Source organism: Sulfuricaulis sp., assembly GCF_040901545.1.
Classification (GTDB): domain Bacteria; phylum Pseudomonadota; class Gammaproteobacteria; order Acidiferrobacterales; family Sulfurifustaceae; genus Sulfuricaulis.
The window spans coordinates 23,145-41,668 of record NZ_JBBDYL010000024.1; the positions used below are offsets into that span (position 1 = coordinate 23,145).

Sequence of the window (18,524 nt, forward strand, 5' to 3'; positions counted from 1 at the left end):
CCCCACTACTCCGCTTCGCCCTGTTAATCCTGTTTTCAATCCTGTGAATCCTGTCCATTCGATTTTTTAATACAACGCGGACTGAAGCGCCTCGTGGATATAGACGCGATAGTGGTCAATCAGGAGCAACGCAAACAGCAGCGCCAGGTAATTGATCGAATAGCGGAAGGTTCGGCGCGCCAATTCATCGCTGTAGTTCCGGTACAGGCACACGGCGTAATACAGGAAACCGGCATTGAGAATCATCGCACCGCCCAGGTACAGCCAGCCGCTCATATGGGTGGCAAACGGCATGACCGTCACCGCCACGAGCAGAATTGTATACAGCAGGATTTGAAGTTGCGTGTACCGCCGCCCATGGGTGACGGGGAGCATGGGAATGCCGACCTTGGCGTATTCCTTCTCGCGGTACAGGGCCAGCGCCCAGAAATGCGGCGGCGTCCAGAGGAAAATGATCAGGAACAACAGCAGCGCATCGGCGGCGACCTCGCCCGTGATCGCCGTCCAGCCAAGCACGGGCGGCGCGGCGCCGGCCGCCCCACCGATGACGATATTCTGCGGCGTGGCATGCTTCAGATACACCGTATAAACGATCGAGTAGCCGATGAGCGATATGAAAGTCAGCACCGCGGTAAGCGTGTTGATCCATAACGTCAGAATCACCATCGAGGCCACACCCAGCATCAGGGCGAAAATCAGCGCTTCGCGCGTGGTGAGCGATCCGGTGGGCAGCGGACGGAAGCTGGTGCGCGTCATGCCCGAATCGTAGCGCAGATCGAGGATCTGGTTGATGGCCGCGGCGGAGCCAGCGGCCAGCGCGATACCGAGCGTTCCGAGCAGCAGGGGCACGGCCGGCAGGCCGGACGGCGTGGACAGGAACATGCCGACCACGGCGGTGAATACGATCAGCGACACCACGCGCGGTTTGGTCAACTCGAAGTATTCACGCGCCAGCAAGGGAAGTTGGCGGCGTAATGCAGTTGATGTCGCGATGACGGGATCGTCTGACTTCATGGATGATCGAACGGAAGAATTATGTTGTTCGGTTTGGTCGGACCATATGATACAGGGTAATAATACTCAACAGTAGTAGTGCCGCCACGGCATTGTGCGCCACGGCGAGAACCAGAGGGAGATGCGCGGCTACCTGCGTGATTCCGAGGAGCATTTGTTCGGTTAACAGCAGCAGCACCAGCACTCCGAACATGTGCAGCTTGTCCTGCCGCCCCACGCGCACAACATGTAACGCGAGCCATCCGACATACAGCATGGTGATCAATGCCCCTGCACGGTGGGCTACGTGAATTGCGGTCGCCGATGCCAAATCCAGCAGCTTGCCTTCATACTCGATACCAATGTCGCGCCACAGGGTGAAGGCATTGAGAAAATCCATCGGTGGCCACCACATTCCCTGGCAGGTGGGAAAATCCGGGCAGGCCAACCCGGCGTAATTCACCATTGACCATCCACCTAGGGCGATCTGGATGGAAACCAGGATGAGCGCAAACAGCGCGCGGGGACGGAGCGAACGGGCGACGGTCGAACCCGCGCTGACTGATTTCCAGATTTTCTGTTCGCGCAGGGTAATCCACCACAATGCCCCGAAAATAATCATGCCTCCCAGCAACTGGGTCATCATGACCAGCGGCTTGAATTGCAGACTGAAAGTAAGCGCGCCGGCAATGGCCAGCGCAAACGTCATCAGCATGGTTACGAGCGGTATTATTACCTGCTGATTGCGCTTGCGTCTTTTGAGCTGCCAACCCAGCCACGCCAGGCGCAACAGCAGCAGCCCGAGCACACCGGATAAATACCGGTGGATCAATTCCTTCCAGGCGCGATCCTCCGGCGCCTTGGCACCGGCGCGATGCCTGGATATTTCGAGGTCACTGGCCGTTTGAGGCGTGAACACCTCGCCATAGCATCCCGGCCAATCGGGACAACCCAGACCGGCTTCCGACAGGCGCGTGTAGGCACTGAAGACTACCCCCAGACAGGATACCAGAGCGGCCGCCAGCGCCAGGCGAAAAAACTTCGAGGACTTGCGGCCGTTCAGCATCTCAGCCTATTTGCGAAACCCGTAACAGACGTTTGATGTCCTTGTTCATCCCTGTCGGGTCGGCATCGGCAGGATAACTCATCATGAAATTGCCGGATGGATCCACCAGATAAACCCGGTTCAGATTCTCCAGCGGACTGCCGGCGGGCAGGACAAACTGCCGTGCCAGCAAATTCACGGCTGCCGGCGGACCGATGATTACCTGCATGCCGGGATAATCCTTGATGGCATAGCGCAGCCAGTCGAGGTCTTTCCCGTCGGTAACCACCAACACCCCGCGGACCCGGTGCGCCTCTTTCCCCTGAGCGGCGATGATTTGGCGGATGTTGTTGAGATTACGTTCACAGGGCTTAAGGCACTCCGCCGTGCTGAACGTGAGCAAGGTCCATTTGCCGTGCCAGTGGCTGAATCGGCTGGACTCGCCACCGAGTAAAGTCAGTGCGACATCCTGCACCGGGCGCGCCGGCTGTAACAATTCTCCGTGATTGGCGGTTGCAGACGGACGCCAGCCGCTGTAATACAAACCGTAGGCGACAAGAACGGGCAGCAACAACAGCGCGGCAAGCAACAATAACCGGCGGCGGCCCGGCGCTGGATTGACCGGCGTAGTCATGATTTTAGGTTCTCCTGATCGGATGGCCGCGCGCGGCGCAGGCTCATGAAAAAATAAATAACGAGCGTCGCCCCGGCCAACATGAACCATTGGAAGGCGTACCCCTGGTGCACGGCGATGCCGGCGTCGAGCCGGTTCCACTCCCGGGCAAAGCCGGAGGCCTGGCTTTCGGGATCGAGCAACACCACCACCGGTTGTATCGGAAACGGCGCCGTGGCCGCATAACGTTCCATATCCATATGCTGCCAGACGAGTTGCCATCCCCGGTTGAGTGGTTCCGGCTTGGCAAGCATGAAAACATTCTCCGAAGGCACCGTCGCCACGCCCGTGACCTCTTGCAGTCCTTCCGGGGTGTCAACCACCGGCGGATGCTGACGATCTTCCCCAAGCGGAAACCACCCGCGATTGACGAGCAAACGAACATCGCCGCCTTGCAGCTTCAGCGGCGTGATGACGTGATAACCCGCGCGTCCGTGGTGTATCCGGTTGTCAATCAATACCTGATACTCCGTTTCGTAATGCCCCTGCGCGATAACCCGATAAAACTGTAATTGCTCGGCCCTTTGCAATCGCGGTTCAACCTTGACCACGGCGCCGGTCGCCCGCGTGTCGTATTCGGCCTGCAAAACGCGTTTTTCATCCGCTCGTTGCAACTGCCAGTACCCGAGATACAGCAAAGCCGGCACCATGACGGCGACGAGCACGGACGGGAACAGGGTTGGCCGGAAACGTCCCTGCATTTTCTTTCACCTCTTCCGGACGACACTTGAAGATAGAACGCGTCTGATCGGCATTTATTCAGTATAATGCACCCACATCCATTCGTCGGTTCCTTCCATGATCATTAAGATTGTCGTGATTCTGATGCTGGTCCTGATCTTTGGAAGCCTGTTTTCCGCTTTGATTTTCTTGTTTAAAGACAAAGGACGGGGCAAACGCACCGCCACGGCGCTTACCTGGCGTATCGGACTCTCATTGGCATTATTTTTACTGCTAATGGCTGGATTCTATTTCGGTGTGATTCCACCGGAGGGTCTTTCCGCAATGAAATAAAAAACCGGCGGTTCTTACACTCCACCGGCACGAGATAACCGCTTTCCGCTGCAGCAAAAAATAGTCGCAGTCTTTCCGGTCATCCGTTCACGATTTAATTCTCTCGCCCGCCAGTCCGAAATTGGTGCAATTCTGAAAGCCAAGGGCCGGTATCCCCGCGCCTGGCTTGCACGCGCGATTCCCGCCGAGTGTGATTTTTCCGGAACGGATCAGAGCCAATACACCAGGATAAACAGGAACAACCAGACCACGTCCACGAAGTGCCAGTACCAGGCAACGGCCTCAAATCCGAAATGGTGATCCGAGCGGAAATGTCCCGCCATGCATCGGCCCAGTATGACAATCAACATGATCGTACCCATCGTGACGTGAAAGCCGTGGAATCCGGTGAGCATGAAGAAGGTTGCGCCGTAAACGCCGGTCTTGAGCGTCAGCCCCAGCGCCGTGTAGGCATGAATGTATTCGTAAGCTTGTAACCCCAGGAACGTGATACCCAGCGCGATCGTCAGGAACAAGCCGGTAATGAGTTGTGCGCGATTGTCCTTGAGCAATCCCCAGTGTGCCCAAGTGACGGTAGCACCTGAGGACAACAGGATCAGCGTGTTAATGGCGGGGATGCCCCACGCGCCCATGGGTGAAAACTGGTTCACGCCCGGTATGGTGTCGGGCACCACCGGTACCGGTCCCTTGGGTCCCGCGGTCGGCCAACCGGCGTCATATCCGGGCCAGAGCAGCTCGGTGGCGCCGATCCATTCCACCGAGAACTGTCGCACATAAAACAACGCGCCAAAGAAGGCGGCAAAAAACATGACCTCGGAAAATATGAACCACGCCATCCCCCAGCGAAACGACCGGTCCACCTGGGCGTTATAGATTCCGCCTTCGGACTCTGCGATCACCTGACCGAACCAGCGGATCATCATGTAGATGATGATCGCGGCACCCAGCAGCATGCTCCAGGATCCGGCCTTGATGTCGTTCATCACCAGCACGAAACCCAGCGCCAGGAAGAACAGGCCGGCCGAGGTAATCACCGGCCAGGCGCTCGGGTTGGGCAGATAGTAATTGTTTCCAGAGTGGGCAGCGGACATGCTTATATCCTCAAAGTGAAATGGGTGCGCGCGTAGCGCGCTTCGGCTCCGATCTTACAAACCTCCCCTCTCCCGCGAGCGGGAGAGGGGTCGGGGTGAGGGCACCCTCTCCCGCGATAGCGGGAGAGGGAATGAGGGTGAGGGTTGCGGAAAATAGAGTGGAGTTCATTTTCCTAACCGCCGGACACCGTTGCCGGGTGCGCGTGCGGGGCGTGTTCCTCGCCATGGGCCATCGTTTCGCCGCCGTATTTCTTCGCAGATGCCTTGTTAGCGTTAAAAAACGAATATGACAGGGTGATGGTGTGCACGTCCTTGTCCAGGCCGGCATCCACCACAAATCGTACCGGCATTTCGCGTGTCTCGCCCGGCTTCAGGGTTTGCTGGGTGAAACAAAAACACTCGATCTTCTTGAAATGGATGGCCGACACGCCGGGCGCCACGCTCGGAACGGCCTGGCCGGTGATTTCCTCCTGCGCCAGGTTATGGACCAGATATTTCACCTCCATGATTTTTCCGGGATGCACCTCGATCTTTTTCGTCAGCGGCCTGAACTCCCACGGCAACCCGCTGGTGGCGAGCCCGGTGAACTCCACCGTCACCGTACGATTCGCGTCGACGGGTTGCTCGGCCGCCTGCTCCGTGACGCGCCCGGTCTTGCCGTTCAGCCCGAAGGCCGTGCACATCAGGTCGTACATCGGAGACAGTCCGTAACCGAATCCGAACATCGCCACCGTCACGACAACGAGCTTGATCGCCAGTCGGCGATTCGCTTTATGGACATTGGGACGCGCTGTCACGCCCCGAATCCCAGGAATGCAGCGGATACAAACATCAGCGTCACCAGCAAAGCCAAAACCATGACCGTGCGCTGGATGCCGCTCTGCTGCCGGGTTTTTTGCGTGATGTCAGTCATCGTTTGCCGGAAAATTTTATTTAACTTTCGGAACCACCGTGAAACTGTGATACGGCGGCGGCGAGGGCAAGGTCCACTCGAGACCCTCCGCGCCTTCCCAAACCTTGTTGGTTGCCCGGGCGCCGCCCCGGATGGCCTGTGTTATCACGTAAAAGAAAATCATCTGGGCGGCGACGGTCATGAATGCGCCCACGGTGGACCACTGGTTGAACTCGGTAAATTGGAGCGCGTAATCCGGGATACGTCGGGGCATGCCCGCGAGTCCAAGAAAATGTTGCGGAAAGAACGTGATCGTGAAACCGATCATGGTCAGCCAGAAATGCCATTTGGCCAGTCCCTCGTTGTACATATGACCGGTCCACTTCGGGATCCAATAATATACCCCGGCGAATATACCGAAGATGGAGGCACCGAAAATAACATAGTGGAAGTGCGCGACGACAAAATAAGTATCATGGTACTGGAAATCCGCGGGTGTAATGGCAAGCATCAGACCGGAGAGGCCGCCGATGGTGAATGTGAACACACCGCCAACCGCCCACAGCATCGGGCTTTCGAAAGTCATCGAACCCCGCCACATGGTCGATATCCAGTTGAATACCTTCACGCCGGTCGGCACGGCGATCAACATGGTGGAGTACATGAAGAACAGCTCGCCTGCCAGCGGCATGCCCACGGTATACATGTGATGCGCCCAGACGATAAACGACAGGAAGGCGATCGAGGCCGTCGCGTAGACCATGGAGTCGTAGCCGAACAGCGGCTTGCGCGCGAACGTCGGGATGACCTGGGAGAACACGCCGAACGCCGGCAGCACCAGGATGTACACCTCCGGATGTCCGAAGAACCAGAACACATGTTGCCACAGCACCGGGTCGCCGCCGCCCGCGGCGTCGAAGAAGTGCGTGCCGAAATGACGGTCGGTGATCAGCATCGTGACCGTGCCGGCCAGCACCGGCATAACGGCGATCAATAAAAATGCAGTAATTAACCAGGTCCAGGCAAACAGCGGCATCTTCATCAAAGTCATGCCGGGGGCGCGCATATTGAGGATGGTGGCGATGATATTGATTGAGCCGAGAATCGAGGACATGCCGAGCAGGTGGATGGAAAGCAAGGTGAAATCGGTGCCGATCCCGCCCTGTACCGACAATGGCGGATACAGTGTCCAGCCCGCCGCTGGACCGCCGCCAGGCATGAACAACGACATGATTAACAGCGTCGCGGCAAACGGCAGGATCCAGAAACTCCAGTTATTCATGCGCGGAAGCGCCATATCGGGTGCGCCGATCATCATCGGTATCTGCCAATTGGCCAGGCCCACGAAACCCGGCATCACGAAACCGAAGATCATGATCAGCGCATGGACTGTCGCCATTTGATTGAAAAAGTGCGGGTCCACCAGTTGCAAGCCCGGCTGCCAGAGTTCGGCGCGGATCACAAGCGACATAATCCCGCCGATAATCGCCATGGTGAAGGCGAACACCAGATAGAGCGTGCCAATATCCTTGTGGTTGGTGGTGTACAACCACCGGGTAAAGCCGTAGGGATGATCTGCGTTGTTTGCGGTAGCCATTATAGTTAAATATCTCCTTTCGGAATCCAGTTGTTACTTGCGCAGTGCCTTGACCTGGGACGGTTGAACCACGTCGCCGGTCTTATTGCCGAAGCTATTACGCTCGAAGGTCACCACCGCGGCCAGGTCCACTTCGCTCAGTTGGGCGGCAAAGGCCTGCATGGCCGTTCCCGCCTTACCTTTCATAACGATATCCAGATGACCGGCGACCGGACCGGTAACGATTTTACTGCCGGCCAGTTTCGGGAACGGTCCCATGCCTTCCCCATTCGCGCCGTGACAGGCGGCGCAGGCCGAGGCAAAAATTTTCTTGCCCTTCTCCATCAGTTCATCCTTGCCCCAAGTCTTTGCCGCGCCGGCTGAGTCTGCGGCCGTCTTGTCCTTTTGCATGGCCACCCATTTCGTAAAGTCCTCGGGGCTCACAGCCTGCACCACGATGGGCATAAAACCGTGATCCTTGCCGCAGAGTTCGGCACATTGGCCGCGATAAATTCCGGGTTCGTCGATGCGCGCCCACATTTCATTGATAAACCCGGGGATGGCGTCCTTCTTGATGCCCAACTGCGGGACCCACCAGGCGTGGATCACATCATTGGCGGTGACGATAAAGCGGACTTTCTTGCCCACCGGCAGCACCATCGGGTTATCGACTTCAAGCAGATAATTCTTTCCCTTTTCAGCCTTATTTTCGATTTGTTCTCGGGGTGTGGCAAGCGTGCTGAAAAAACCTACATCCTGATCCGGGTAATCATATTTCCACTTCCACTGATAACCGGTGATTTTAACCGTCAAGTCGGATTTGCTGGTGTCGCTCATCTCGATCAGCGTCGCCGTGGAGGGAATAGCCATACCAACCAAAATCAGGAAAGGGATGACGGTCCATACAACTTCAATAGTGGTGCTTTCGTGAAATTTGGCGGCCTTGAAACCGCGGCTCTTGCGGTGCGCGAAGATGGAATAAAACATGAAACCGAAAACAATAACGAAAATGACAACACAAATGATGATGATCATATTGTGAAGTTCGAGAATCCGCTGGGCGACGGAAGTAACCGGCTTCGGAAAATTCAACCCATATTCGGCAAACGCCATCGGTGCCGCGATCCACAGACACAAACCCAGGATCAGGCGGGAAATGTTTCCTCGGGCTTGTCTGACATAAAATAAGGGCATAACTGTCTCCCGTAACGTATAAAAACTGTATGCGAAAAATCGAAACCGTACCAACGGTGCAGGCAGCCTATCCCGCAATCTGTACCGCCGTTCCCGGAGGGAATATGAGCGGGTCGGGCAGAGAAATGAGGGGGTTCACCCATGTCTTGATCTGGCGTAGCGCGCGAACCATCCTCACTTGACGACCCCCGCCAGAAATTACCGGGCGCTCCCGCGAGATACAGATTTTTGATCTATATCAAGCTTATTTGGCGCGCGCAAACTATCATAAAGGCCCTAACATCTGCAACCGTATTTCCAGGGGTAAAAAGACAAATTGCCGGAGAAATTATGGCGCTAAAGCGCGCTGGAAAATACATCAAACCCGAGTGCTTTGGTGGGGATATCGGGACTAGGGCAGGAGCCGATGCAGCGGGAATTCAGGAAGTCGTTGGCAAGGGCCTTTTGGCGGCTGATACGGAAAGCGGGCGATCAGCGGAAGTTCCAAGCTGCGCGCCAAATCAATTATCGATTCATCCACCCGTGTCATGGCCGGATCGATTTGATTTGCAATCCACCCCGACAAGCGTATGCCCGCGTGCCGTACGGCTGACGCCGTTAACATCGCATGATTGATACATCCCAGGCGCATACCGACAACGAGTATGACGGGCAACCCGATCTCGCGCGCCACATCCGGCATGGAAAGGCGATCACCGAGAGGCACCGTCCAACCGCCGATACCTTCGACAATCACCCATTGGGCTGCTTGCTGCAGCCGCCGGAAGTGCAGCAGAATCTTGTCCAGCCGGATTTCCACGTTCGCTTCACGCGCCGCAATCGCCGGCGCGCACGGCGGCGCGAAGGCATAAGGATTGATGTCCCCATAATCGGCCGACACACTGCTGGATGCCAGCAATAATTCCGCATCCCCACTGCCCAAGCCGGTGTGGGTGGCAGTACACCCGCTCGCCACGGGCTTCATGCCAACAGCGCGCATGCCCCGCTGCGCTAACGCTGCCAGAATCATGCACGCAATCCGGGTCTTGCCCACTCCGGTATCCGTCCCGGTGATGAACCAGCCGCCACTCACGTCGATCGACGTCCGATCCGATTCACGGGAATCACGGCCATGCCTTCCCGGGAGAATTCCTGTTTGGCCTCCGGCACCCACGCATGGCCATATACGGCTTCATAGGTAGCAGGGATTTTCCCGTCCCGGGATTGCGCTTCGTATGCGGCCCGAAAGCGGGCAAATCGTCCCTTGCCGGTCAGTCCACGGGCACGAGTCATCGCGACATTATGCGCGCCCAGTTGCTTGAGGTCGGACATGACCGCGGTGACATCGCCATAAGTGAGAGTGAAGCGTTCCATATCCATGACCGGATCGGAAAACCCGGCATGGACCAGCATGTCTCCGAGATCATGCATATCGATAAAACCGTGCACATGCGTACCATCGTCCACCGCGCGCCAGGCCTCCCGCAGTTCACGCAGCGTATCCGGGCCGAAAGTCGTGAACATCAAAAGCCCGCCGGGGCGCAGGATGCGTCTGGCCTCGGTAAACACGGTCAACGGATTACACCACTGTAACGTCAGGTTCGACACAACCAAATCCACGGTGGCGCTGGCGAGAGGCATGTTTTCAGCGTCTCCGCAGCAAAAGGACTCCCGGCCGAACAGACGCGTCCACCGACTCCGATTACGGTGCGCGCGGCGGGCCATGGCTTCGGCGATATCAATTCCGATAATCCGCGCCCGGGGATAACGTTTCGACAAGTGATGCATGTCATATCCCGTGCCGCACCCGACATCAAGTATGTCTTTTGGACTAAGTCGAACCACATCCAGCCGGGCCAGCAGGCGGTCGGCGATTTCGCGCTGCAATACGGCGGCCGCATCATAGGTAGCCGCCGCGTTCTCGAACGAGGCTCGCAGTCGGCGCTTGTCGAGCAAAAGACTTTCAGCCATGAATAAAATCTTTCAGCTTATCCACGAACAGCGATTGATGGGTTAAAAATGGGGCATGCCCGGCCCGTGGAATAATTTCCAGCCGCGCTTGTTTCACTTGTGTCGCCACAAAGCGGGCCGCACCCACCGGAACCAGTTGATCGCGCTCGCCGTGAATAATAAGTGTCGGCACATCGATAGCCGATATTGCCGAACGGTGATCTACTTCCATGAGCAGCCTGAGCCCGGCGCGCAGTGCCGCGGCAGGCGGCTCGCTGTAGCGGAACAGCTCGGCACGCAACCGGCGTATCACTGACCGATCGTCTTCCGTGGAAACCTGCAGGCTCAGGAATCGGGTCAGCGTCGGAATGTAGTCATGTTCCAGATCATGCGCGAACTGATTCAGTACCTCGGATCTCGTCGCATACGGCCAGTCGGCGGTACGCGCGAATTTCGGCGTCGCGCCGACCAGCACTATTTTCGTGACAGAATCCGGAAAGTGCAGCGCGGCGGAGAGCGTCACCAGCGCCCCCAGTGACCAACCCACCCAGACGGCCGGGCCGGGCAGTATGCGTTTAACTTCCTCGGCGAAAACCTCCAATGTGTAGGCATGCGGTACAAATTCGCGCGAACGCCCGTGCCCGGGTAAATCAGGAACCATAACGCGGCTATGCCCGGAGAGTGCATTCGTTACCTCGCCCCACACACCGCCGTGCAACCCCCAGCCGTGCAACAACACCACATTCGGTCCTTGACCGTGTACGTCATAATAAAGCGTCATGTCGATATCGCCTCCTCGAGCGCGGCCAGCAACCGGTCCACGTGCGTTGCGTCGTGTGCCGCGGAAAAGGTGATGCGTAAACGCGCGGAACCTTCCGGCACCGTGGGGGGGCGGATGGCGGGCACGAGAATGCCCTGTTCGCGTAGGCGCCGGCTGGCGTCAAGGGCGGCCTGCGCTTCACCCAGAATGAGCGGTTGAATAGGCGTTGCCGACGTCGTCAGGGAATATCCCAGTTGCTTCACACCCATGCGGAAACGCTCGACTAAAACCTGAAGGTGCTCACGCCGCCACGATTCTTCGCGCACGATCCGGAGACTCGCGCGCACCGCCTCGGCGACGGCGGGCGGAAGCGCGGTGGTATAAATATAAGTGCGTGCGCGCTGGATCAGGGTTTCGATCAGCGCCGTTTCACCCGCTACGAAGGCGCCAAATACGCCAAGCGCCTTGCCCAACGTCGCCATATAGATGACCGGCGGCTTGAGCGTCAATCCCAGATGCTCGAAGGACCCGTAACCGTTTCTTCCCAGTACGCCAAAACCGTGGGCATCGTCGGCCAGCCAGCGCGTGTTGTGCCGCACGGCCAGGGAATGCAACGCCGCCAACGGCGCCATATCGCCGTCCATGCTGAAGACGGCATCGGTCGTGATCAGCCCGGGACGCGGCGTCTGCGCCAGCATTTTACTGAGATGTTCAGTATCGGCATGCGCATAGCGGATTACTTTGGCGCGGGTCAGGCGCGCGGCGTCGATCAGCGACGCGTGGTTGAGCCGATCCTCGAAAATCACTTCCTGCCGGTCGGTCAATGCGCCCACCACGCCGAGATTTGCCATGTATCCCGTGGAGAACAGCAACGCCCGCTCGGTGCCGATGAAATCCGCCAATTCCTCTTCCAGCGCATGATGCGCGCGGCTGTGGCCGCTGACCAGGTGCGAGGCGCCCGCACCCACTCCATAGCGATTCGCACCGGCGCGGAACGCGTCGATGACGCGCGGATGATTCGCCAGTCCCAGATAATCGTTGCTGCAAAATGACAACAGCGTTTCACCGTCGAGACGAACCTCGACGCCCGTCGGGGATTCGAGCACGTGGCGCTCGCGATAAAGATGTTTTGCGCGGCGAAGCGCCAGTTCTTCTGAGAGCGTCTTCATGGGAAAATGTGCCGCCGGTGTCCTGGTACAATCCCGTCACGCATGGAATTCAGGCGCGGATCCGGACAAGTCAAAGTAACGGCAGTGTAGTCGGTTCCCGTATTCAGTCAACTTACACTAACGACTGAGGTTGACATGAGTCTGTTAAATATACATAGGTGGCTCGACCCGCAAAATTGCCTGCTCTGCGCTGCGCGCGTGACGGTGGCAGCGGATTTCTGTCCAGGATGCGAGCGCTCTCTGCCGTGGTCGCGCTGGGCCTGTCCGCGTTGCGCGGCCCAAGACTCGGTCGTGGATACACTTGAGACGGTGTGCGGCGAATGCCAAAAAAATCCCCCTGCTTTCGCGTACGCACGCGCGCCGTTTCGCTTTGCGCTTCCCGTCGACAGGCTGATTCGAAACCTCAAATACCACGGCCGCCTCGAATTATCGCGCATCCTGGGGAAATACCTGGCGGCCTATCTCCAGAATTTGAACGAACCCCCGCCGGATGTGATTGTGCCCGTGCCATTGCATACGTCGCGCTTGCGCAGCCGGGGATATAACCAGTCGCTTGAGATCGCGCGGACCGTGTCCAAACACTTGGCGCTGCCGCTTAACTGGAGCGATGCAGAGCGCATCCGGGACACCACCCCCCAAACCGATCTGCCGCGCGATAAGCGGCGGAAAAATGTCCGTGGGGCTTTCAAATCAAGCAAGGCGTTTTCCGGTCAACGCATTGCCATACTCGATGACGTGATGACCAGCGGACAGACTGTCAATGCGCTGGCGGAGAGTCTGCTCCGGAGCGACGCGGCGGAAGTACGGGTGTGGGTCGTGGCAAGAACCTGAAAAGCAGTAGCAAGTATCAAGTGGCAAGTAGCAAGGCAAGAATCAGGTATTACCGTTTTTACTTGCTACTTGAAACTTGCCACTTGCTACTTATTTTTAATTACTGCCAGCCGCTGTTGGACGTATTTCTGCAGGTTATCGTCGAGAGTTCCGGTGTCGATGGCGCGCTGATAAGCCTCGCCGGCTGCATTTCCGGCATGAATGGCTTCGAGCGAAATCGCCATGCCGAGCCATGAACGACCTTCCTGCGGATTCAATTTGATCGCTTGTGTGTAGGCATTTATCGCTTCGGAATGATGTCCGACGCGTTGATGCAACGCCGCCAGAAATCCCATGTAATCGGCGCTTTCCGCGCCCGCCTGACGGCTGCCTTCCATGACATCCAGCGCTTTACGATCGGCGCCGTGCTCGGCATGTACCCGCGCAAGCAGTTGCGCGAACGGGAAATAGGCCGGCACCTTTTCAATTCCTGTTTCCAGCAATTGCTGGGCGTCGCGCCATCTTCCACGCTGTAGCAGAAGCCCGGCAAGCAATTCGCGTGCTTTGGTGTGTTCGGGGCTGATAGCAAGTGACGATCTAAGCTGGCGCTCGGCATCGGCAGCCCGTCCCCGTTGCAACAGATTCGCCGCCCGGTGATACTCCATTTCCGCCTTGTCGTCCGGACTGAAAGGCTTGTGCTTCTTTTCCATCTCGCCTTGTGCAATTGTTCTCTCGCCGAAGGCCGGCGTCGTAACGGGCGCGATTTTCGACACCGCATCCCGGGTACGCGGCATCGCTTTTTTTGCAGCAGCAACGGGCGCTTGCCTGTTCTCTGGTGTTTTGCCTTGGGGAGCAACTTTCGCGGTTTGTACCACGGGTTTCATATCGGTTGACACTCGCGGCGTCAGGCGCAGCCGTTGGCCCGGGCGTATCATGTGATCAGCGCCAAGTTGATTCCATGCGGACAGGTCCCCGGGATCGATACCCGTTTTTCTGGAAATACCGTACAGCGTTTCTCCTCTGGAAACGGTCCAGTAACCACTGTCCGAAACCGCTTCGACTTGGGTCTTTACCTTTATCACGGGATTTTTTTCCGTGATCGGCGCCGTCGATGTCACGGTGGCTTTTGTTTCTAGTTCAACCGTTGCATCTTTGTTGACTTTCGCCACTTGCTCATTCGCCACCGGTGGCTCAACCTTCGGCGGCGCAGGCGCGGGATTCACGTTCGTTGTCGGAGCTGCGGTCGCAACCGGTGTCTGGGGAACGGGTTGGGTAGCGGGTGCGGTTTTTGGCAAGGGCTTGATGGAGGCGACAGCCGGCTTCGCAACTTCGGGTTTGCCAGGATACAGGCCGGCGAGTAATTGATCCCCCCATTGCATCCAGGAATAGGCGCCAGCGCCGACAATGACAATGAATGCCAGCAGCAGTTTCAGCCGGCCACGTGACGGTGCCTGATAGTGTGAACCACGCACAGGTTTGAGATCTTCGAAAACCGGTTTCGTATTCGCCGCATCGGCCGCCGGATTCTTGCGCGACTCCAGGTCCTGGAGCATCTTGTTGATCAGGCTCAAATTCGCTCACCCGCAATCAAAGAGACACCGGAAATAGCCAGGACACAAGAGAAAGCAGGCTAATAACGGAAACTCCCGATACCAACGCCGTTAGATATTTGAGAATTTTCGATTTCACCGACAACAGCCCTTGCGTGGATTCGGTATCCGCGATTGCCATACGAATGTGCCTTTCGGAGACGGTGCGCGCACCTTCGCCGAAAGCGGCTATTAACGATTTGTGCGCGAGGATGTTAACCAGGCGCGGGATGCCGTTGCTGCCCTTGTAAATATGTTTGACAACCTTGTGCGGGAAAAGCCGCGGACCACGATAACCGGCCACGGCCAGGCGGTGCGAGATATAAAATTCAACCTCGCTCAGGCTGAGCGGCGAAAGTTGGCAGGAAAAACTGACGCGTTGTTTGAGCTGGCGGATCGAGGGATTCTCGAGACGGACATTCAGTTCCGGCTGGCCGAAAAGCACGACCTGCACCAGTTTGCGCCGTTCGGTTTCGAGATTGCTCAACAGCCGGAGACTTTCCAGCGTTTCAATCGGAATGGCCTGGGCCTCATCCAGGCACAGCAGCACGCGCTTTTCTCCGGCATAGGTGTCGATAAGGAAACGGTTCAGCAGTTTGAGCAACTGATGCTGGTTGACGTGTTGGGGATAATTGATGCCCAGCTCGTCGGCGATGGCGAACAACAACGTCGTCGGCTGTAAATACGGATTAGGCAGAAAGGCGGTGATAAATTCGTGATGATCCAGCGCGCTCAGGAATTTGCGACACAACAGCGTTTTGCCGGTGCCCACCTCACCCACCACCTTCATGAATCCCTCGCCGCTGCGCGCCGCGATCAGCAGCGTGTTCAGCGCTTCCTGGTGCGAGGAATGGGCGAAGAAAAAGCTCGTATCCGGTGTGATGGTGAACGGCGGTTCCCGAAGCCCAAAATGTGTCCCGTACATTTCTGTTACTCCATTTCCTTTTTCTGATTCAGGACCCGATGCGGATTTTCTTGATACGCTCTTGCGATTCGTCGACCGCATCGCTCCAGTCCTGCCCGGTAGTGATCGTCGTCGGCTTGAGCAGTATCACCAATTCACGCTTGATGCGCGTGACTTTTTTGTGCTTGAACAGATATCCAATCAGCGGTATATCACCCAGAATCGGGACAGAGGCATTATCGTCGGTGCTGGCCTCTTTCATCAGTCCTCCGATCACGATGATCTGGCCGCTGGTGGCGCGCACGATATTATCCGATTCCTGCACGGAACTGAGTGCCGTCGAAATCGTCTGATTGGAAGCTACGGTTATAAGCTTTTCCGATACTTCGCTCACGGACGGATGAATGTGCAAATTGATGTTGCCGGCATCGTCGATTTGGGGTGTTACGTCCAGGGCAATGCCGGAAAAGAATGGCGCGAGTTCGGTTGAAATCGTCGGTTGCCCGCCCACGACCGTAGTTGCCGTTGTTTCCTGCTTCGTGACAAAAAAGGAATCGGTACCGACCTTGATCACCGCCTTTTGGTTGTTCATGGTGGAGACGCGCGGACTGGAAAGGACGTTCAGATCGCCCTGCGTCTTCAGCAGCTCGAAAAAAGCCGCGAAATTCTTCGCCTTGACTGCGAGCGTAAACACGCCGCCGAAGGCCGAGCTGTTGGTTCCGGAGATCGCGCTGAACGTGCCCGTGGTCGGATTGAGATTACCGGTGTTGCCGGTAATTTCGCTTAATCCGGTGGTGCTGAGCGACTTGCCGCCGCCCACCTGACCGATGGTATAGGTTCGGCTCGCCGACGAGGCGATTCCCGCCCAGTTGATCCCGCTCTGGAAACCGTCCTTGAGCTGGACTTCCAGAATCTTGGCTTCCAGAATCACTTGCCGGTTCATGCTTGTCTGGGTCACCCCCAGATAGTCTTCCACCAACCTTAGTTCATCCGGCATGGCACGGACCACGACGATTCCGGCCTGCGGGTTGACGATCACTTTTTTTCCATTGTCTGCGCCGATGATCGCAACCAGCGCCGCGCCTAGGTCTTTCCAGAAATCTGTCTGGGTCTGGGTCTGAATCTGGACGCCGCTTCCGGTGGCAGTGGTGGCGGTCGAACCCGCGGTACCCGCGGTGCTCCCGGTGGCGCTGAGTCCGCTGGCCGCCACGCGCGTGTCGGAACTTCCCTTACGCGAGACATTCAGATAATTCACGGAGAACAATCGCGTCTGCATTTCATTCCCCAGAATGAAAAAACGATTGCCGTCACGCCGGTACTCGTAACCGAACACCTGGCGGATCGCGCTGAGCGCTTCCGGCACGGTCACTTCCTTGAGGCTCAACGATATCGTTCCGCTTACCTCTGGGTGCACCACCATGCTATAAGGTGTTCCCTCGACCAGACCCATGAAAACCTGGCGCGCCGGGGCACTGTTGACCGTAATGTCGAAACGCGGTTCCAGCGATACGGTGCCGCCCTGAGGGAGCGCGATTTCTATCGGCGGCAGTAACGCCCGACTCACATCCGCGGGAACCTTTTGTTCGTCCTTGCCGGCTCGTGCCTGGGACATACTATCGTCCACGCTGCCGCGCACGTCATCGCGCCAGCCGGGGGAGACGCTTTGGCACCCCACCAGCACCATGCCCAGTAACGCCACCAGCGCGCGCCGGGCAATATTTTCGAGAAAATTTGTCCGTCTCATTATCGTCCGCCTTCTTGGCTATTCGCCGGAACTTTCACCAGATAATTTTCCTTCACCACTTTCGGAAACAGACGCAGACGCGTCTCACGATCACCTTGCTTCACCACCACTTCATATGGCTGTATGTCAGTAATCACCCCGCCGCCGAACTTGTCGCCCTCCAAGTAGGAACGTCCGCTGATCACGGCGCGCCGCAGGCTCGACGAAACAAACGTCGATTGGAGCACCGGGCCGGTCGGTTTGCGGGCCGCGTTCCGGGAGGCCACCCCGCCGCCAACAGACGGCTGCGTCGGGTCTGCCAGACCGGCCGGGATACTGTCCGCCTGGGAAACCGACACCATTCCCCATATTCCGACTAGCGCCACTAATGGCCGCAAGACCCGCAGAAAATTTCCCGGATGCCCCCGGCGCCGGGCGACCGTAGCAGCTAAATCGATTGCAATTTTCAAGCCACGCAACGGTGTCATATCCCAATCCACCCTTGATGCGTGCTGAGCGTGTAGATCAGGAGATTGACTCTGGAATCCGGGTATTTCTCGGCGCTCAATGCCACCTGCCCCCAAAAGACTTTCCACGGCATGCCTTCCAGTGACTTGAGGTAACGCAAGGTGTCCATGTATCCGCCCTTGAATTCAATTCGCATGCCGTGTTTGTAAACCATCCCTTCCACGGCTTTACCGCCGCTTCCCCCGGTTTTCTCAAGCAGCGGCGCGGCCGGAAGGCTCTCCAGCTTGATTACTTGAAGCCCGCGGTTCTTGAGTAACATCTGCTCCACCAGCCTGGCCATTTCCTTGGGCGGAACCAGGCCTGTTGTAACCTTCTGCAGCGAAGCATCCATGTGTTTCAGATTTTCCTGCAGCGCGGCAAGCTTTTTTTGCTTGGCGAGCTGCGGGTCCTGCCCGCCGGCGGATAGAATCCCCTGCACCTGCACCTCCATCAAACGAGTTTCCTCACGCTTCTGGGTTATCTGTTTTTGTATCCGGTCTTTCTCCAGGCCAATCGGGCCGAAGATGACATGCACCGCAATGAAATACAGCGCCACCAGGAGCGTGATGAAGATCAGCGCGCGTTCGCGCAGCGACATGGCGTCGATCCGGTGGGTCAGATCTTTGAATTGAGATTGGAGGTTTTCGAGCGCCAT

The 18,524-nt window shown here is 57.4% G+C and carries 19 protein-coding genes; 2 read left to right on the forward strand and 17 right to left on the reverse strand.

Going from position 1 to position 18,524, the window contains the following annotated elements; genetic code table 11:
- Positions 1–66: 66 nt before the first annotated feature.
- From cyoE to WD823_RS03830, 4 genes are read right to left on the reverse strand one after another with little or no spacing between them, the layout of a single operon-like run.
- Positions 67–1,014, reverse strand: a complete 948-nt coding sequence (gene cyoE, locus WD823_RS03815; protein ID WP_368428157.1) for a heme o synthase — start codon at positions 1,012–1,014, stop codon at positions 67–69.
- A gap of 19 nt (positions 1,015–1,033) precedes the next feature.
- The gene (locus tag WD823_RS03820; RefSeq protein WP_368428158.1) at positions 1,034–2,059 is read right to left on the reverse strand and encodes a heme A synthase; all 1,026 of its coding nucleotides are present in this window, start codon (positions 2,057–2,059) and stop codon (positions 1,034–1,036) included.
- Position 2,060: 1 nt separating this feature from the next.
- Positions 2,061–2,672, reverse strand: coding sequence for an SCO family protein (locus WD823_RS03825; protein ID WP_368428159.1), 612 nt, complete (start codon positions 2,670–2,672; stop codon positions 2,061–2,063).
- Entirely contained in the window at positions 2,669–3,412 is a 744-nt protein-coding gene (locus tag WD823_RS03830; RefSeq protein ID WP_368428160.1) for an SURF1 family protein, read from the reverse strand. Before WD823_RS03830 ends, WD823_RS03825 begins: the two co-directional genes overlap by 4 nt.
- 97 nt (positions 3,413–3,509) lie before the next feature.
- Between WD823_RS03830 and WD823_RS03835 the strand changes: the two genes are divergently transcribed.
- A complete protein-coding gene (locus WD823_RS03835) occupies positions 3,510–3,725 on the forward strand; it encodes a twin transmembrane helix small protein (protein ID WP_368428161.1) in 216 nt (71 codons plus the stop codon).
- A 209-nt stretch (positions 3,726–3,934) separates the two neighbouring features.
- Here the strand turns inward: WD823_RS03835 and WD823_RS03840 are convergent, their stop codons facing one another.
- From WD823_RS03840 to bioF, 8 genes are all read right to left on the reverse strand, one after another.
- Positions 3,935–4,816, reverse strand: a complete 882-nt coding sequence (locus tag WD823_RS03840; RefSeq protein ID WP_368428162.1) for a cytochrome c oxidase subunit 3 — start codon at positions 4,814–4,816, stop codon at positions 3,935–3,937.
- Between the two features lie 173 nt (positions 4,817–4,989).
- Entirely contained in the window at positions 4,990–5,613 is a 624-nt protein-coding gene (locus tag WD823_RS03845) for a cytochrome c oxidase assembly protein (protein WP_368428163.1), read from the reverse strand.
- Positions 5,614–5,745: 132 nt separating this feature from the next.
- Positions 5,746–7,305 (reverse strand): cytochrome c oxidase subunit I, encoded by a 1,560-nt coding sequence (gene ctaD, locus WD823_RS03850; RefSeq protein ID WP_368428164.1) that lies wholly within the window; start codon positions 7,303–7,305, stop codon positions 5,746–5,748.
- A 33-nt stretch (positions 7,306–7,338) separates the two neighbouring features.
- A complete protein-coding gene (coxB, locus tag WD823_RS03855; protein ID WP_368428311.1) occupies positions 7,339–8,397 on the reverse strand; it encodes a cytochrome c oxidase subunit II in 1,059 nt (352 codons plus the stop codon).
- A 472-nt stretch (positions 8,398–8,869) separates the two neighbouring features.
- On the reverse strand, positions 8,870–9,550 hold the full coding sequence (gene bioD, locus WD823_RS03860; RefSeq protein ID WP_368428165.1) for a dethiobiotin synthase: 681 nt from the start codon (positions 9,548–9,550) through the stop codon (positions 8,870–8,872).
- Entirely contained in the window at positions 9,547–10,428 is an 882-nt protein-coding gene (gene bioC / locus WD823_RS03865; RefSeq protein ID WP_368428166.1) for a malonyl-ACP O-methyltransferase BioC, read from the reverse strand. The genes bioD and bioC overlap by 4 nt, the downstream gene beginning before the upstream one ends.
- Positions 10,421–11,188: a pimeloyl-ACP methyl ester esterase BioH gene (gene bioH / locus WD823_RS03870; protein WP_368428167.1), complete on the reverse strand. Its 768-nt coding sequence runs from the start codon at positions 11,186–11,188 to the stop codon at positions 10,421–10,423. The genes bioC and bioH overlap by 8 nt, the downstream gene beginning before the upstream one ends.
- Positions 11,185–12,336 carry an 8-amino-7-oxononanoate synthase gene (bioF, locus tag WD823_RS03875; protein ID WP_368428168.1) on the reverse strand — a complete coding sequence of 384 codons (1,152 nt, stop codon included), beginning with the start codon at positions 12,334–12,336 and terminating at the stop codon, positions 11,185–11,187. The genes bioH and bioF overlap by 4 nt, the downstream gene beginning before the upstream one ends.
- A gap of 135 nt (positions 12,337–12,471) precedes the next feature.
- On the opposite strand from bioF, the gene WD823_RS03880 reads away from it, so the two are divergent.
- The gene (locus tag WD823_RS03880) at positions 12,472–13,167 is read left to right on the forward strand and encodes a ComF family protein (protein WP_368428169.1); all 696 of its coding nucleotides are present in this window, start codon (positions 12,472–12,474) and stop codon (positions 13,165–13,167) included.
- Between the two features lie 86 nt (positions 13,168–13,253).
- On the opposite strand, the gene WD823_RS03885 is transcribed toward WD823_RS03880, so the two are convergent.
- Genes WD823_RS03885 through WD823_RS03905 form a run of 5 tightly spaced genes read right to left on the reverse strand, consistent with a single transcriptional unit; the run spans position 13,254 to position 18,524 of the window.
- Positions 13,254–14,717, reverse strand: coding sequence for a tetratricopeptide repeat protein (locus WD823_RS03885; RefSeq protein ID WP_368428170.1), 1,464 nt, complete (start codon positions 14,715–14,717; stop codon positions 13,254–13,256).
- Between the two features lie 16 nt (positions 14,718–14,733).
- Complete coding sequence (locus WD823_RS03890; RefSeq protein ID WP_368428171.1) at positions 14,734–15,660, reverse strand: ExeA family protein; 927 nt, start codon at positions 15,658–15,660, stop codon at positions 14,734–14,736.
- 28 nt (positions 15,661–15,688) lie between these two features.
- The gene (mshL, locus tag WD823_RS03895) at positions 15,689–17,383 is read right to left on the reverse strand and encodes a pilus (MSHA type) biogenesis protein MshL (RefSeq protein WP_368428172.1); all 1,695 of its coding nucleotides are present in this window, start codon (positions 17,381–17,383) and stop codon (positions 15,689–15,691) included.
- A complete protein-coding gene (locus WD823_RS03900; RefSeq protein ID WP_368428173.1) occupies positions 17,383–17,850 on the reverse strand; it encodes a hypothetical protein in 468 nt (155 codons plus the stop codon). Before WD823_RS03900 ends, mshL begins: the two co-directional genes overlap by 1 nt.
- Positions 17,847–18,524, reverse strand: a complete 678-nt coding sequence (locus WD823_RS03905) for a hypothetical protein (protein WP_368428174.1) — start codon at positions 18,522–18,524, stop codon at positions 17,847–17,849. The genes WD823_RS03900 and WD823_RS03905 overlap by 4 nt, the downstream gene beginning before the upstream one ends.

Bases quoted from the DNA above. Each gene is read 5' to 3' on its own strand.
- cyoE (WP_368428157.1), bottom strand. From the start codon at position 1,014: ATGAAGTCAGACGATCCCGTCATCGCGACATCAACTGCATTACGCCGC.
- WD823_RS03820 (WP_368428158.1), bottom strand. From the start codon at position 2,059: ATGCTGAACGGCCGCAAGTCCTCGAAGTTTTTTCGCCTGGCGCTGGCG.
- WD823_RS03825 (WP_368428159.1), bottom strand. From the start codon at position 2,672: ATGACTACGCCGGTCAATCCAGCGCCGGGCCGCCGCCGGTTATTGTTG.
- WD823_RS03830 (WP_368428160.1), bottom strand. From the start codon at position 3,412: ATGCAGGGACGTTTCCGGCCAACCCTGTTCCCGTCCGTGCTCGTCGCC.
- WD823_RS03835 (WP_368428161.1), top strand. From the start codon at position 3,510: ATGATCATTAAGATTGTCGTGATTCTGATGCTGGTCCTGATCTTTGGA.
- WD823_RS03840 (WP_368428162.1), bottom strand. From the start codon at position 4,816: ATGTCCGCTGCCCACTCTGGAAACAATTACTATCTGCCCAACCCGAGC.
- ctaD (WP_368428164.1), bottom strand. From the start codon at position 7,305: ATGGCTACCGCAAACAACGCAGATCATCCCTACGGCTTTACCCGGTGG.
- coxB (WP_368428311.1), bottom strand. From the start codon at position 8,397: ATGGCGTTTGCCGAATATGGGTTGAATTTTCCGAAGCCGGTTACTTCC.
- bioC (WP_368428166.1), bottom strand. From the start codon at position 10,428: ATGGCTGAAAGTCTTTTGCTCGACAAGCGCCGACTGCGAGCCTCGTTC.
- bioH (WP_368428167.1), bottom strand. From the start codon at position 11,188: ATGACGCTTTATTATGACGTACACGGTCAAGGACCGAATGTGGTGTTG.
- bioF (WP_368428168.1), bottom strand. From the start codon at position 12,336: ATGAAGACGCTCTCAGAAGAACTGGCGCTTCGCCGCGCAAAACATCTT.
- WD823_RS03880 (WP_368428169.1), top strand. From the start codon at position 12,472: ATGAGTCTGTTAAATATACATAGGTGGCTCGACCCGCAAAATTGCCTG.
- WD823_RS03890 (WP_368428171.1), bottom strand. From the start codon at position 15,660: ATGTACGGGACACATTTTGGGCTTCGGGAACCGCCGTTCACCATCACA.
- mshL (WP_368428172.1), bottom strand. From the start codon at position 17,383: ATGAGACGGACAAATTTTCTCGAAAATATTGCCCGGCGCGCGCTGGTG.
- WD823_RS03900 (WP_368428173.1), bottom strand. From the start codon at position 17,850: ATGACACCGTTGCGTGGCTTGAAAATTGCAATCGATTTAGCTGCTACG.
- WD823_RS03905 (WP_368428174.1), bottom strand. From the start codon at position 18,524: ATGGCGCTCGAAAACCTCCAATCTCAATTCAAAGATCTGACCCACCGG.